This is a genomic window from Arthrobacter sp. AOP29-A2-19, assembly GCF_058138025.1.
Genome location: NZ_CM176894.1, coordinates 2,030,437 through 2,044,186 on the forward strand (window position 1 = coordinate 2,030,437; position 13,750 = coordinate 2,044,186).

General features: G+C 70.2%; 13 protein-coding genes and 1 riboswitch. Of the genes, 3 read left to right on the plus strand and 10 right to left on the minus strand.

Annotated elements, in window-relative coordinates:
* Positions 1-22: 22 nt before the first annotated feature.
* From AC3ZJJ_RS09455 to AC3ZJJ_RS09475, 5 genes are all read right to left on the minus strand, one after another.
* Positions 23-1,570, minus strand: coding sequence for an HNH endonuclease (locus AC3ZJJ_RS09455; RefSeq protein ID WP_489891572.1), 1,548 nt, complete (start codon positions 1,568-1,570; stop codon positions 23-25).
* A 299-nt stretch (positions 1,571-1,869) separates the two neighbouring features.
* Positions 1,870-3,189 carry a YibE/F family protein gene (locus tag AC3ZJJ_RS09460; protein WP_489891573.1) on the minus strand — a complete coding sequence of 440 codons (1,320 nt, stop codon included), beginning with the start codon at positions 3,187-3,189 and terminating at the stop codon, positions 1,870-1,872.
* A gap of 13 nt (positions 3,190-3,202) precedes the next feature.
* Positions 3,203-4,117, minus strand: a complete 915-nt coding sequence (locus AC3ZJJ_RS09465; protein ID WP_489891574.1) for a GNAT family N-acetyltransferase — start codon at positions 4,115-4,117, stop codon at positions 3,203-3,205.
* Between the two features lie 78 nt (positions 4,118-4,195).
* Positions 4,196-5,581: a glycine--tRNA ligase gene (locus AC3ZJJ_RS09470; protein ID WP_489891575.1), complete on the minus strand. Its 1,386-nt coding sequence runs from the start codon at positions 5,579-5,581 to the stop codon at positions 4,196-4,198.
* A 110-nt stretch (positions 5,582-5,691) separates the two neighbouring features.
* Entirely contained in the window at positions 5,692-6,660 is a 969-nt protein-coding gene (locus AC3ZJJ_RS09475) for a DMT family transporter (RefSeq protein WP_489891576.1), read from the minus strand.
* 200 nt (positions 6,661-6,860) lie between these two features.
* On the opposite strand from AC3ZJJ_RS09475, the gene AC3ZJJ_RS09480 reads away from it, so the two are divergent.
* Positions 6,861-7,088: an RNA-binding S4 domain-containing protein gene (locus AC3ZJJ_RS09480; RefSeq protein WP_489891577.1), complete on the plus strand. Its 228-nt coding sequence runs from the start codon at positions 6,861-6,863 to the stop codon at positions 7,086-7,088.
* On the opposite strand, the gene AC3ZJJ_RS09485 is transcribed toward AC3ZJJ_RS09480, so the two are convergent.
* From AC3ZJJ_RS09485 to AC3ZJJ_RS09495, 3 genes are all read right to left on the minus strand, one after another.
* Positions 7,085-7,447, minus strand: coding sequence for a GntR family transcriptional regulator (locus tag AC3ZJJ_RS09485; protein WP_489891578.1), 363 nt, complete (start codon positions 7,445-7,447; stop codon positions 7,085-7,087). The genes AC3ZJJ_RS09480 and AC3ZJJ_RS09485 overlap by 4 nt on opposite strands.
* Positions 7,444-8,475 carry a hypothetical protein gene (locus AC3ZJJ_RS09490; RefSeq protein WP_489891579.1) on the minus strand — a complete coding sequence of 344 codons (1,032 nt, stop codon included), beginning with the start codon at positions 8,473-8,475 and terminating at the stop codon, positions 7,444-7,446. Before AC3ZJJ_RS09490 ends, AC3ZJJ_RS09485 begins: the two co-directional genes overlap by 4 nt.
* Before the next feature lie 126 nt (positions 8,476-8,601).
* Entirely contained in the window at positions 8,602-9,267 is a 666-nt protein-coding gene (locus tag AC3ZJJ_RS09495; protein WP_489891580.1) for an alpha/beta hydrolase, read from the minus strand.
* Between the two features lie 98 nt (positions 9,268-9,365).
* Between AC3ZJJ_RS09495 and AC3ZJJ_RS09500 the strand changes: the two genes are divergently transcribed.
* The gene (locus AC3ZJJ_RS09500; RefSeq protein WP_489891581.1) at positions 9,366-10,247 is read left to right on the plus strand and encodes an SGNH/GDSL hydrolase family protein; all 882 of its coding nucleotides are present in this window, start codon (positions 9,366-9,368) and stop codon (positions 10,245-10,247) included.
* 25 nt (positions 10,248-10,272) lie between these two features.
* Here the strand turns inward: AC3ZJJ_RS09500 and metX are convergent, their stop codons facing one another.
* Together metX and AC3ZJJ_RS09510 are read right to left on the minus strand one after the other, a co-directional pair.
* Entirely contained in the window at positions 10,273-11,343 is a 1,071-nt protein-coding gene (metX, locus tag AC3ZJJ_RS09505) for a homoserine O-acetyltransferase MetX (RefSeq protein ID WP_489895773.1), read from the minus strand.
* 68 nt (positions 11,344-11,411) lie between these two features.
* Positions 11,412-12,755, minus strand: coding sequence for a bifunctional o-acetylhomoserine/o-acetylserine sulfhydrylase (locus AC3ZJJ_RS09510; RefSeq protein WP_489891582.1), 1,344 nt, complete (start codon positions 12,753-12,755; stop codon positions 11,412-11,414).
* A gap of 71 nt (positions 12,756-12,826) precedes the next feature.
* Positions 12,827-12,945, minus strand: a riboswitch (SAM riboswitch).
* A gap of 150 nt (positions 12,946-13,095) precedes the next feature.
* Here AC3ZJJ_RS09510 and AC3ZJJ_RS09515 point away from each other — a divergent pair.
* A complete protein-coding gene (locus AC3ZJJ_RS09515; protein ID WP_489891583.1) occupies positions 13,096-13,737 on the plus strand; it encodes a VOC family protein in 642 nt (213 codons plus the stop codon).
* Positions 13,738-13,750 lie beyond the last annotated feature (13 nt).

The window sequence follows — 13,750 nt, forward strand, 5'->3', positions numbered from 1 at the left end:
ACGCCACAAGGCGCCGCGCCGGCTAACCGCGCAGGTGCTGCAGGAGAAACGTGCGACGTCCACGACCGCTGTGGAGGACCAGTTCTCCACTCAGTCTTGGGGCCGCCGGGGTTCCCGGCGGGGGCGGCGCGGTCGGGCTGTAGCGATGGCCGGTTGGCGTGGTCGTGGTGACCGTGTGGCGCGCCGCAGGCCCCGCGGGAGTCGGAGCCGAGGACCACCCGCTGGCCTCCTTCGCGTAGTTGCAGGCCTCGCAGAGCCCGTCGGCGTTGTCGACGCTGGTCGCTCCGCCCGCCGACGAGGCCACCACGTGATCGTGGTGGCGGATCGGGGCATCGCACCACGGCGTCCGGCAGGATGTGTCGCGAGCCGCGACGAATCGGCGCATCCCCTCCGGGAAAACACGGGCGCGCGAGTCCATGGCCTGAAGCTCGCCGGTGGTCGGCGCGGTATAGAGGCGGCGCAGCCAGACGACGACCTCGGGTGTCGTGTCGGGCATGCGTGGTTTGGAATCCGGGGTGCAGGCGCCGGAATCCCCGGCGCATTCAGGGCCCGCCGGGGCTGGAAGGTGTTTCGAGCCTTCCGGGTGCTCGCTCGCTTCGCCGGGCGGAGACGGCGGCCGAACGAGGTCGCGTGCCCATTGAGCCGGCACGGTGCCGTAGCCCACGAGATGCGCGGGCTCGGCGTCGCCCTGGAACAGCGCGCGGTCCGTCATGATCAACTGCACCGAAACGCCCACGGCGTCCGCCCGAGCTTGCCCGGTGACGCGCTCGACCAGGGTGTCCGCCATGACCTGTCCGCGGCCACGCCTGTCGCCCCCGGCACGAAGCCGGTCCGCTTCCTTAGACAGGGCCGCGTAGACGGCAACTCCTTGGGCGACGGGCAATAGCCCGGTGAGGTAAACCATCGTGTCCGGCGCGGGTCGGCACGACACCGAGCGTTCAGAGACCGCACGGCGAGCCCGTTCCACCACGGCCCGGGGATCCAAGGCCATGGCGGCGCCCACGAGCGACCTGTCCCCGATAGCGTCCAGGCTGCGCGGGTCCGAACACAACTGCTCGTCGACCGGCGCCCGGTGCTCCGGTTGCAGACACGCGGTCTCGCGGACCAAGAGCGTTGCGCGCCATTCGGTCAAGGCTCCGGAGGACAGGGCTGCGAGCGTATGGGGCATTTCTCCGGCCAGCGCCTTCGCCACGCCCAGGTGGACTCGCCCCTGATGCGGGGACTCCCGCCGGGCCAGGGCAATCTCCGACGCCACTCCGAGCCCGCGCCTGGCCGCAGGAACGCCGGCGGCCGCCTGGGCTGCCCGCCTGGACTCGTCCAGGCCGACGGCAAGGCGCGCCTGGGCCGCGCAGGCCGCCGACTTCAGGAGCTCCAGAGCGCGGAGCATATCGATCGCCAGCGACTCGGGTGAAATCGCCAGTGCGTCCGGTGGAGTGTGCGGGGCCCCGGAGCCGGCCCGCGTGCCGAACTCCGCGCGAGAGTCGGGGCCTTCCGCGACGTGGGCGGACCTGCCGGCCGCGTCCGAGGCGGACCTGCCGGCCGCAAAATTGGCAACCCCCTCCGATGCCATGGTGGCGGACCCGCCGGACGGCACGATGGCGGCCCGGTCCGCTTGGACCGGCCCCGCGAGGCGCAGAGACTGTTGGTCGTCGAAACAGAGACCAGCCAGTTGGGCACGGAACTCTTCAATGGCGGCGGGAGGCATCCCACCACAAGACGCCGGGGCTTCGGGCCCCGTTGGCGGCCGTGGATGCGAGTCAGTGAACATGCATCAATGCTATCCAGGGCCACCGACACTATGGGAACACGTGTTCGAATGTGGACACGTGTCATGCGGCGGGGCTTGTTGAGGGGAAGTATCCCCGGACGTCACCTTCGGGCGAAGGACTCGCCTTCGGCGGCCCCGCGGGAAAGCGGCCCTCCGGTTGCGGTGCGTTCCGAGGATTCCGCCGATCGCCCCACGGCCGCGCGGCCGCCACGGCCCGGGCCCACCGCCTTGACGACGGCCACCGCGATCGCCGTCGTCACGGGAATGGCCAGCACCAAACCGATCGAACCCACGAGCGTCCGGACCACCTCCTCGGCCAGCTCGCCGCTGGTGAAGGTGTCCAGCAGCGCGCGGTCGTACAGGCTGACAAGGATCAGGACCGGCAGCGCGGCACCCGCGTAGGCGAAGGCGATCGTGTAGACGGTCGAGGCGATGTGGTCGCGCCCAATCCGCATGGCCGACGCAAACAGTTCCCGCGCGGTCCGGTCCGGCGAGGCCTCCGCGAGCTCCCAGACGGCAGAAGACTGCGTGATCGTCACGTCGTTGAGCACGCCCAGCCCGGCAACCAGCAGCCCGCAGAGGATAACGCCCGAAAGACTGAGCTGCGGGACCTGGTTGATGAGCGTGTAGGCGTTCTCGTCGCCGACGCCGGTGAGGTGCGCGGAACCGGTCGCCCAGGCCGCCAGCAGCGCGGTGACCAGGAGGCCGAACAGGGTTCCGAGCAGCGCCGTCGTTGTCCTCGCGGTGAGCCCGTGGGCGAAATACAGGACGGCGAACATGATCACGGATGAACCGACGAGCCCCACGAGCAGCGGCGGCTTGCCCTCCACCAGCGCGGGGAGCATAAACCCGGCCAACACGGCGTAGGCGCCGCCCAATCCGAGCAGCGCGCGGAATCCGCGCCACCGCGCCACCGCGCAGACGACGACGGCGTAGACCGCCGCGAGAAGCAGGATCGGCGCCGTCCTGACAAAGTCGACAAAGACGTACGGTGCCGCCGAACCGGTGACCGCGCCGCGCAGGTCGAGGTAGCGGACGTGGTCCCCCGCAGAAACGCCGCTGGACGCGACGACCTCCGGCGGGACCTCGACGGGGACCGCGCCGCCGCCGGCGTCGGGCAGCACATACGAGACCTCGCAGAGCTGGGCCGTGCCGCCGGCATCCTCCGTGGCGCCGGCCGAGGGGCACTCCTCGGTGACCGTTTTCTGCACCGCCCCGGTGGTGAATACCACACCGGCCGACGTCGAATACGGATCCCCCAGGGAAACGCGCCCCTCCGCCGGGCCGGGCCACAGCGCCACCACTCCGATGCCGGTCAGCAGCGCCAGCGGCAACAGGATGGACGCCAGAATGACCGTGGCGCGGCGACGGCGGAGGGGATCGCGCAGAAACTCTCTGCCGTGGCCGTGGCCGTGCCCCATCGTCAGATCTCCGTCAGTCGGTGCTGAGGATGTGCGTGGTGGTGACCACGGTCGCCTGCCCGGCCGCGATCAGCGAGTCGGTGAGGTCGTTGAGCGGCGCCATCGCGTCGTCCACCTCCAGCTTGACCGGGTACTGGTGCGCCAGCATGGCCAGCAGGTCCACGAGCGCCTCGCGCGCGGCGCCGTCGGACAGGGCGGGATCCCAGCCCATCAGCACGTCGGCCGGAGCATCGATGCGGTCGGGCTCGTAGCTGATGGCGAACGAGAGGATCTTGCCACCGAGCTCCTTGGGCTTGTCGCGCAACACAACCGCGCCCTTCGCACCGGTCGCGTCCCCGAGCAGCATGGTCTGTGCCCGTCCCAGCGTCATTTCCGAGCGGTCCCAGTCGTGGACCGCATTGTAGAAGTCCGCGACCAGTTGGGTCAGTTCCACGGAACCGGTGGCCGATTCCTCTAGCGTCAGCCCCTCGTCCTCGAAGGCCGGCAACTTCAGGCCGCCCGGTTCGACGACGACGGCGCGCGAGCGTTGGATGGGCTTCTGTCCGATCGACGCGGTGAAGAGGGAGGCGGCCTCGGCCTCGGCCCCCTCCACGGTGTAGCGGGACTTCAGCGCGGTGACGCCCGACGGCGCGGGCTCGGCGCGGAGCCGGCGCAGCAGTTCGGTGGCGATGCCCTGCCGGCGGTGGTCGCGCGCGACCTCGACGAAGAACCACAGCCGGTCCGGGTGCAGGGACGATTCGAAGATCGTGGCGGCGGCCACGGGCACGCCGTCGTCTTCCGCCACCAGGGTACGGGCCCACGGATCGTCCGTGGACGGGCGCAGCATCGTGCGGTCGATGTGCGCCTGCGGCGTGGAAGGATCGCCCCAGAGCTGCAGGAGGGCGAGGTCGTCGCCGTCGCGCCACGGGCGGTAGTTCAGGTTGCTCATTGTGCTCCTGTTTGATGGTGCGGTGGAACGCGCCGGGCCTGCCGAAACCGATCGGCAGGCCCGGCGTCGGTTCCCTTCCTAGGCGCCCAGCAGGCGGGCCGCGAGATAGGACTTGACCTGGTCAAGCGCCACCCGCTCCTGCGCCATGGTGTCGCGCTCGCGGATGGTGACCGCGTTGTCCTCTAGGGTGTCGAAGTCGACGGTGATGCAGAACGGCGTGCCGATCTCGTCCTGGCGGCGGTAGCGGCGGCCGATGGCACCGGCGTCGTCGAACTCGATGTTCCAGTGCTTGCGCAGGTCCGCGGCGAGCGCCTTCGCCTTCGGCGACAGCTCTTCGTTCCGGCTCAGCGGCAGCACGGCGGCCTTGACCGGAGCGAGCCGCGGATCCAGGCGCAGGACCGTGCGCTTGTCGACGCCGCCCTTGGCGTTGGGTGCCTCGTCTTCCGTGTACGCGTCCACCAGGAACGCCATCATGGAACGGGTCAGGCCGAACGACGGTTCGATGACGTACGGCGTGAAGCGCTCCCCCGACGCCTGGTTGAAGAAGCTCAGCTCGGTGCCCGAGCCCTTGCTGTGCGAGCCGAGGTCGTAGTCGGTGCGGTTCGCGACGCCCATCAGCTCGCCCCACTCGGAGCCCTGGAAGCCGAAGCGGTACTCGAAGTCGATCGTGCCGGCCGAATAGTGGGCACGCTCGTCCTCGGGGACGTCGAAGCGACGCATGTTCTCAGGGTTGATGCCCAGCTCCATAAACCAGGCCCAGCAGATCTCCACCCATTCCTTGAACCACTGCTCGGCATCCTCCGGCGCGGTGAAGAACTCGATCTCCATCTGCTCGAACTCGCGCGTGCGGAAGATGAAGTTGCCGGGCGTGATCTCGTTGCGGAAGGCCTTGCCGATCTGGCCGATGCCGAAAGGCGGCTTTTTCCGCGAAACCGTGAGCACGTTGTTGAAGTTCACGAAGATGCCCTGGGCGGTCTCGGGACGCAGGAAGTGGAGCCCGGCCTCGTTGTCCACCGGGCCGAGGAACGTCTTGACCAGACCGGAGAAGAGCTGCGGCTCGGTCCACTGGCCCTTGGTGCCGCAGTCCGGGCACACGATCTCCGCCATGCCGTCCTGCGGGGCGCGCTTTTTCTTCGCCTCGAAGGCCTCCAGGAGATGATCCTGGCGGTGCCGCTTGTGGCAGCTGGTGCACTCGACGAGCGGGTCGGTGAACGTGGCCACGTGGCCCGACGCCTCCCAGACGGCCTTGGGGAGGATGACGGAGGAGTCCAGCCCCACCATGTCCTCGCGCCCGCGGACGAAGGTCTGCCACCATTCGCGCTTGATGTTTTCCTTGAGCTCGGTGCCGAGTGGCCCGTAGTCCCAGGCGGAACGGGAGCCTCCGTAGATCTCACCGGCCTGGAAGACGAAGCCCCGCCGCTTGGCGAGGGAGATGACCTGATCGAGCTTGGACTGTGGCGCCATAGATTAATACTCCAAAGGTTCACGTGGCCGCTGGTTGCGGTCCGTAACGGGGGAACAATACCCGTCCAGCCTAACGCGGGCGGGCGTTGGCCCATGAATCCCGCGGGCGGCTAGCGGATCCGGCGCGGCCCGATCGGGCGCTGCCAGGACGCCACGAACACCGCGGCGAGTGTCACCAGGGTCCCGGCGACCTCGAGCGAGGTCACCCGTTCGGGCTCCAGCACCACGTCCAGGAGCAATGATCCGAGCAGCTGCCCAGTCACCAACGCAATGCCCAACAGCAGGGACCCGAGCCGGGGAACCAGCGTGACACCCACCACCACAAAGAGGATCCCCATCGGACCGCCGAGGTAGTGCCACCAGTGCGGCCACTGGGAGGGGGCGGCGCCGGCCGGGCCCGCTGCGGCACCTGCCCCCACCGCGAGCGCGGCGCCGAGGGCACCCGCCACGTAGTTCACCGCCGTGGCCGTCGACGTGGATCCGAAGGCGATGCCGGCCCGCGAATTCATCGACTGCTGGAAGCTGATCAGCAGCCCGGCCAGGGCGGCGACACCCAGGCCCCACCAGGCCAGGGCATCCCCCTGCGCCCTGGCGCCCGTGCCGGCCGCCGCGATGACGGACCCGACCACCAGCAGACCCGCGCCGGATAGGCGTTGCCGGGTCAGGCGGCGCCGGCCCGCCGGGCTGAACCCGACGACGTCGATCACGATGCTGCCCAGCGTGCGCGCGGCAACCACCGCGACCGCGAACAGGGCCAGCCCGATCGTCCCCACGCTCAGCGCCTGCGCCATCACGTAGAACGCCCCGATGAGCCCGGACAGGAAAAACCAGCGGGGGACTCGGCGTTCGCGCCAGACCGCCGGGACGGCCGCCCAGCCGCGCCGCCCCGCCGGCAGGATCAGGCTGGCCACGAGGACAACCACAAGGGCCGTGGCCTGGCTGAGCAGCGATGCCGCCAGGACGCTGCCCATGGTGGCCGCGGCAGCCGCCGTGACGAGGGCCTGCATAGGCATCAGGACACCGGCTCCCCCGGCGCTCAGCAGCGGGCCGGGTGTCTGTGTTGGTGGGCGCTGGGCCACGTTCCTCCTCGATGGGGCCAGGCGGCGGTTCGGCGCAGACGCCCGCGGGGGCGCCGTGCCCCTGGGCGGTTCAAGGTTCGCAGACGAGAGCGCTCATGTCCCAATGTTGACGCCGCGATGTCGACCCCCGGCGGGCACCAGGGCGGCGGGCCCCGCCCGCCGTGTTCGCGGGATGGCCGGAACTGCCGGATGATGGAGGCATGAGCACCCCCGAACCAACACCCGTGCAGATCCGCGACGAAACCATCCGCCTGGGACAGCTGTTGAAGCTGTCCTCCCTCGCCGAGGACGGGATCCAGGCCAAGGAGTTTGTGGAGAACGGGCTGGTCAAGGTCAACGGGGAGATCGAGACCCGCCGCGGCCGCCAAGTCCGTCCCGGCGATACCGTGGACGTCAACGGCGAGGCCATCAGGGTCGAACGCGGCTAGACGGCACGGGGCGGGTTCCAGGCCGTCGCAAGGATTCCCTGTGCCTCCTCCAGGGACAGCCCGGCGTTGACCGCCGAGCGCGCGAAGGACCGTGCCTCCGCGAGCACTGGAACCCCTGTGGCCTGCCCCGCGTTGACCCTGGTGCCCGCGGCACGTCCCGTGCGGATCAGGCCGGCCTGTTCGAGGTCCCGGTAGGCCTTGGCGACGGTCCCGGCGGCGACGCGCAGGTCCGCGGCCAGCTGCCGCACGGTGGGGAGCCGCGCGTCCGCCGCCAACTCCCCCGACTGGACGAGTGCCGCCAGCTGGGATCGGATCTGTTCGGCCGGCTGGACGGGCGAGTCCGGATCGACGCCGATCATGCCGTCGTCACACCGGCGGGCGCCGCATGTGCCGCGTCCCGCACCGCCCCGATGGCGGCAAACAGAAGGACGAACGCTGCGACCGCCAGGCCGAGTCCGGCAAAGATCAGAACGACGCCGATGCTGTGCCCGGGCTGTTGGGACACGAACTCGGTCGCGCCGTCGATGTCCGGCGTGGGGACGGGATCCGTGTGGGCGGAGCGCAGAACGATTCCCGTCATCAGGCTGAGTCCAGCCACCTGGATGCCGAGCGCCGCGCTGGAGGCGGCCATGACAAAGCGCGTGCGCAGGGTGCGCAGCTCCGTGTCGATCCCGAAGAGCTCTGCGCCGGCCGGCCGTGGTGCGAGCGCCACCCTGCGCAGCGACCAATAGACCGCGCCGACCAGCAGCAGCGTGGCGAGGATCAGCGGAACACCGTAGTACCAGCCGGGGAACGGACCGGCCTGGTGCACACCGGCCTGGACGTCGACGACCTGGCCGCCTTCGATCCCCCAGCCCGCGACACCCGTGGTGGCGTAGACGCGGTGGAGCCCGCGCTCGTCCACGGAGGAGGCGGCCCCGGCGGCAACGAGGCCCAGCACAAGCACCCCGGCCACCACCAGCGGCACCACAAACGCCCACTGCCGCCCGAAGCTCCACGCCTCGCGGGGGACGAGCTCGGCGGAGCGGTAGCCCTCGGCGCGGGGCCAGGCGGGACGAGGAACCAGACTGAACACCGCCAGGCCCACGATCGCGCCAACGCTGCCGGCCAGGGCCATGGGAAGTCCGAGGAGCCGCGGAAGGGCACCGCCGAGCACCGCCATCAGGACGGTGGCGGCGATCCCCGACGCCAACGCGAGCGCCAGGACGAGCGCCTCGCGGCGGGCTTGGCGCCGGGCCGCGTCCAGCGATTCCGGCCCAACCGGGGCCACTGCCCGCCCGAGGTTCTCCTGCCCGGACGACGTCCGGAGCAGCGCACGCACCCCGACGGCGAGCAACAACAATGCCGCGGCAGCGGCACCCAGCAAAGGAAGCAACCAAGCGGACATCTCGCACCCATTTCTCCGAGCCTAGGCGGCACCATTTGTACCACTGGGGCAATACAAGCAGCGTGGCGCGCTTGTGTCAATGCATCAGTACAAGCCCGCCATGTCCGGCACCGTGCCGCCGGGATGTCAGCCGGCCGTGGCCTCGCTGGCCTCGAGGACGGCGCGGCGCAGGAATTCCGAGACGTGCCCCATTTCCGGCTGCGAGATGCTGTGCTGCATGCCGGCGTAGAGCATCTTCGTCAGGCGGGTGTGCTCGGTCGCCCATTCGTGCGTGAAGGCGATCTTGTCCTCCGTAATGACCTGGTCGGCCTGGCCGCGGCCCCAGAACAGGGGTGTGGCCGCGGCCTTGACGCGCGCGTCGTCGAAAAAGGGGTTGCCCGGGGCGGGCACGGCGAAACCGGAGAGCCCGACGACGGCCGCGACGTCGTCCGGGCGGTGGCGCAGCGCGCTGGTCGCCACGGCCATGCCCATCGAGAAGCCCAGGAGCGTCACCGAAGCATGGTTGCCGCGGACCGTGTCCAGCCAGGCCCAGACGTCCGCGACGGACCTTTCCACCTTGTCCACGGAGAAGTCCGGCTCGTGCATCAGCGGGAACCACGTGAATCCCGGGCCGAGGGCGTGCGGCGCCCGAACGGAGGCGATGGTGAACTCGGCGGGCAGCAGCGGCGCGAGTCCCATCAGGTCCCGCTCGTGCGAGAGGTAGCCGTGGAAGGCGACAATCAGGGGCGTTCCCGCACGCTCCGATTCGGGGCGTGACCAAACAACTACGGGGTTCGAAGACGAATCGCTCATGGCATCCATTGAACCACGTCCAGAGTTGAAGCTTCAACTTTTTTCAAGTCGCGCGGGCTATGTCTCGCATCCGCGCCGCCCCCTTGGGACGATGACCCATGGGTAACATCAGCGACTCCGTTGACGCGCCGGCGGCGCGGGGCGACGCCCGGAATCTCCCGCTGGAGAGACCCCGCCATCCCTGGCGCCGGTTCGTGGCGATCGGAGACTCGTTCACGGAGGGCATCGGCGACCCCGACCCCGCCAGCCCGGGCGGGCACCGCGGCTGGGCGGACCGCGTCGCCGAGGAGCTCAGCCGAGGGGTCCCGGACTTCGCCTACGCCAATCTCGCGATCCGCGGGCGCATGCTGGCGCAGATCAGCGACGAGCAGCTGCAGGCGGCCATCGACCTGCGGCCCGACCTGGTCAGCGTCTGCGCCGGAGGCAACGACGTGATCCGCATTGGCGGCGACCCGGACGCGTTGGGCCAGCGCATGGACAAGCTCGTCGGGACGCTCGCGGCGACCGGGGCCACCGTCGTGCTCTTCACGGGCCCGGACATCGGAGCGACGCCTGTGCTGGGCACCTCACGGGCGCGGGTCGCCATCTACAACGAGAACCTCCGCGCCGTGGCCGCGCGGCACGACGCGGTGGTGGCGGACCTGTGGGCGTTGCGCGAGCTGAACCAGCAGTGGATGTGGGCCCCCGACCGGTTGCACTTCTCGCCGATGGGCCACCACACGATCGCCATGATGGTGCTCGACACCCTCAACGTTCCGCACTCGCTCAGCCCCCTCGAGCCGCGGGAGGCGCAGCCCAAAAGGTGGCGCACTGCCAGGCGCGAGGATCTGGTGTGGGCGCGGACCCACCTGGCGCCCTGGGTCCTGCGCGGGCTGCGGCACCGGTCCACCGGCGACGGTGTGGCACCCAAGCGACCGCTGGCCGCACCGTTCGCCACCGGCTCGGTCGGGGCGGGAGACCCCGCAACGCGGCAGGCCTGATCCGCGTCGACCGGTAGGCCTGCGCCTACCGGTAGAGGTCCCCGCGCAGGCCCTCGCCGAGCTGCTCGATGTCGGTCAGGAACCCGTCGTGCCCCAGCGGCGACGTGATGTAGCGCACCTCCGGCCGTCCGGGGAGCGCCGCCGCCAGCCGTTCGGACTGGGCCGGCCAGTAGAGCCGGTCGCTGTCGACGGCCGCGATGATGAAATCAACTTCGCCAAGCCGGGACAGGGCCTGGTCCACTCCCCCGCGCGAGCGTCCGACGTCGTGGCTCATCAACGCCTCGGTCAGGACCAAATAGCTGTTCGCGTCGAAGCGGTCCACCAGCTTGGAGGCCTGGTGGTCCAGGTAGCTCTCGACTTGGTAGCGGCCGCGCTCCAGGGTCGCCGACCCAAGCGGGTCTTCGCCGCGCTGCGCCTCGCGACCGAACCGCACATCGAGTTCGGGCTCGGAGCGGTAGGTGATGTGCGCGATCCGGCGTGCGATCCCGAGTCCGCCCAGCGGGGCGGTGGCGCCGTAGTAGTCGCCGCCGGAGAACGCCGGGTCCAACCGGATGGCCGCGGTCTGCGCCTGGGCGAACGCGATCTGCTCGGCGCTCGCCTCGGCCGCCGCGGCAATGACCACGCAGGCCCCGACCCGGTCCGGGAACTCCGCGGCCCACTCGAGCGCGCGCGCCCCGCCCAGCGAGCCGCCGAGGACGCTGTGCCAGCGCGCGACGCCCAAGGCGTCGGCCAACCGCGCCTCCGCGCGCACGGAGTCCCGCACGGTGGTGAACGGGAAGCGCGATCCCCACGGCCTGCCGTCGGGATCCGGGGAGGCGGGTCCGGTGGTGCCGTAGCACCCGCCGACCATGTTGGCGGCGACAACAAAGTACCTGTTGGTGTCCAGCGTTTTGCCGGGACCCACAAAACCGTCCCACCAGCCGGGCTCCGCGGCGTCGCCGCGCGCCACGTGCGTGTCTCCGGTGAGGGCGTGCTGCAGCAGGACTGCGTTGGAGGCGTCGGCGTTCAGCCTGCCCCACGTCTCGTACCCGATGGCGAGCTCGGGGAGCCAGCCACCGGTCTCGAAGTGGAAGGCGCCGGTGCGCAGGGTCCGCAGGACGCCGTCGGTCCGCGGACCGACGGCGTCCGGAGCGGAGCGCTCCGACGTCGTGTTGAAGTCGACGCTCACCGAGCCGCCTGCAGGTCCGTCGGCGCGGCGCTGCGGACCACGTCGAATCCGGCCGCGAGGTCGCCGATGATGTCGTCGATGTGCTCCAGCCCGACCGAGAGCCGCACCAGTCCCGGCGTGACCCCGGCGGCGATCTGCTCGGCCTCGCCCAACTGCGCGTGGGTCGTGGACGCCGGGTGGATGACGAGCGAGCGGACGTCGCCGATGTTCGCGACGTTGGAGTGCAGCTCCAGCGCGTCGACGAATGCCTGGCCCGCCTCCGCCCCGCCCGCGAGATCGAACGCGACGACGGCGCCGGTCCCGCGCGGACCGTACTTGCGGCCGCGCTCGAACCACGGGCTGGAGGGCAGGCCCGCGAAGGCCACGGAGCGCACCTCCGGGCGGGCCTCGAGCCACTCGGCCACCCGCTGCGCGTTGGAGACGTGGCGTTCCACGCGCAGGCTGAGCGTCTCGAGCCCCTGGGCGATCAGGAACGCGTTGAGCGGTGCGACGGCCGAGCCGAGGTCGCGCAGGAGCTGGACGCGCGCCTTGAGGATGTAGGCCAGGTTGGCCCCGAGGATCCCACCGACGCCCAGGTCGCGGGCGAACACCAGTCCGTTGTAGGACTCGTCGGGGGTGTTGAAGGTCGGGAAACGCTCGGGATCCCCGGCGAAGTCGAACTTGCCGGAGTCCACGATCACGCCGGCGATGGCCGTGCCGTGGCCGCCCAGATACTTGGTGGCCGAGTGGACCACGATGTCCGCGCCCCATTCGATGGGACGGATCAGGTACGGGGTGGAGAGCGTGTTGTCCACGATGAGCGGGACGCCGGCCTCGTGCGCCACCGTGGCGACGCCCTCGATGTCCAGCACGTCCTGGCGCGGGTTGGAGACCACCTCGCCGAAGAAGGCCTTGGTGTTCGGCCGGACGGCGGCCCGCCACTGGTCGAGGTTGTCGGGGTCCTCCACGAAAGTTGTTTCGATGCCCAGCCGGCGAAGGGTGTGCTTGAACAGGTTCTGCGTTCCGCCATAAAGACTCGGGCTGGCCACGATGTGGTCGCCGGCCTCGGCCACATTGAGGACGGCGAAGGACGTGGCCGCCTGACCGGAGGCCAGGAGCAGCGCGCCGACGCCGCCCTCGAGGTCGGCGATCCGGTTCTCCACGGCCTCCGCGGTGGGGTTGCCGATGCGGGTGTAGATGGGCGCGAGTTCCTGAAGCGCGAAACGGGCGGCCGCGCTCTCCGAGCTCGGGAAAACGAACGACGTCGTCTGGTAGATCGGCAGGGCGCGCGCCCCGGTGGCCGAATCGGGAGTTTGGCCGGCGTGGATCTGGCGCGTCTCAAAGGACCAGTTGGCGGACATTGTGGTGCTCCTCTTCTCTCGAGGGGCCGACCCTGCGGCGAGTCGCCACCAGGGTGGCGCCGCCGGGAACCGACCCGCGCTTGCCCCGCGCCACTTCTTGGCGCCGGGCCCGGTCTTCACCCGGGGCACCCCACCGCGAGTGGAGGGTTGCCGGCCAGCAAACCGGGGTTTAGCGCTGGCACTCATGACCTGAGAACCAGTTTTGCTGAAGCCCCGCCGCCCCGCAAGCCGCACCCCGGGAATGTGACGCGGAATGAATCCACGACACCCCGGGGACACCCGCCTTCAAGTAAGGGGATCCTAAGTCGAGACACACCTCACAAAGTGCCATCATGGGCACATGAGGTTGGACCACGTTTCATACGCTTGCGGACAGGATGGGTTGGCGGCCACCGCCGACCGCATCGAAGACACTTTGGGGATCAAGTCGGTCAAGGGCGGCGTCCATCCCCGATTCGGCACCCGGAACGTCATTTTCCCGTTGCTGAACAACCAGTACCTGGAGGTCGTCGAGGTGCTCGCGCACCCGGCGTCGGACAAGGCGCCCTTCGGCCAGGCCGTGCGCGCGCGCTCCGAAATGGGCGGCGGCTGGATGGGCTGGTGCGTCGCCGTTGACGACCTGGCTCCATTCGAGGAGCGGCTCGGCCGTTCCGCCGTTCCGGGCAACCGAAAGTTTCCGGACGGCCAGGAGCTCACGTGGCAGCAGATCGGGATCAAGGGGCTCATCGCCGACCCCCAAGTGCCCTACATGCTGCGCTGGGACGACGGCACGGAGAACCTGCACCCGTCCAAGGCGCTAGAGCCGGTGGCGCGGATCTCCAGGATCAGCATCGCCGGATCCCGCGACCGGGTGCGCGAATGGCTGGGGACACCGGAGCAGAGCCCGCTCGAGGGAGTCGACGTCGACTGGCAGGCCCCCAACGGCACGCCGGGCATCATGTCCGTCACCTTCGAGACCCCGAACGGCGAAGTCACCCTGTAACCACGGAATCCCG

Bases quoted from the DNA above. Each gene is read 5' to 3' on its own strand.
- AC3ZJJ_RS09510 (WP_489891582.1), bottom strand. From the start codon at position 12,755: ATGTCCGCCAACTGGTCCTTTGAGACGCGCCAGATCCACGCCGGCCAA.
- AC3ZJJ_RS09480 (WP_489891577.1), top strand. From the start codon at position 6,861: ATGAGCACCCCCGAACCAACACCCGTGCAGATCCGCGACGAAACCATC.
- AC3ZJJ_RS09470 (WP_489891575.1), bottom strand. From the start codon at position 5,581: ATGGCGCCACAGTCCAAGCTCGATCAGGTCATCTCCCTCGCCAAGCGG.
- AC3ZJJ_RS09515 (WP_489891583.1), top strand. From the start codon at position 13,096: ATGAGGTTGGACCACGTTTCATACGCTTGCGGACAGGATGGGTTGGCG.
- AC3ZJJ_RS09460 (WP_489891573.1), bottom strand. From the start codon at position 3,189: ATGGGGCACGGCCACGGCCACGGCAGAGAGTTTCTGCGCGATCCCCTC.
- AC3ZJJ_RS09465 (WP_489891574.1), bottom strand. From the start codon at position 4,117: ATGAGCAACCTGAACTACCGCCCGTGGCGCGACGGCGACGACCTCGCC.
- AC3ZJJ_RS09500 (WP_489891581.1), top strand. From the start codon at position 9,366: ATGGGTAACATCAGCGACTCCGTTGACGCGCCGGCGGCGCGGGGCGAC.
- AC3ZJJ_RS09485 (WP_489891578.1), bottom strand. From the start codon at position 7,447: ATGATCGGCGTCGATCCGGACTCGCCCGTCCAGCCGGCCGAACAGATC.
- AC3ZJJ_RS09495 (WP_489891580.1), bottom strand. From the start codon at position 9,267: ATGAGCGATTCGTCTTCGAACCCCGTAGTTGTTTGGTCACGCCCCGAA.
- AC3ZJJ_RS09490 (WP_489891579.1), bottom strand. From the start codon at position 8,475: ATGTCCGCTTGGTTGCTTCCTTTGCTGGGTGCCGCTGCCGCGGCATTG.
- AC3ZJJ_RS09455 (WP_489891572.1), bottom strand. From the start codon at position 1,570: ATGGCATCGGAGGGGGTTGCCAATTTTGCGGCCGGCAGGTCCGCCTCG.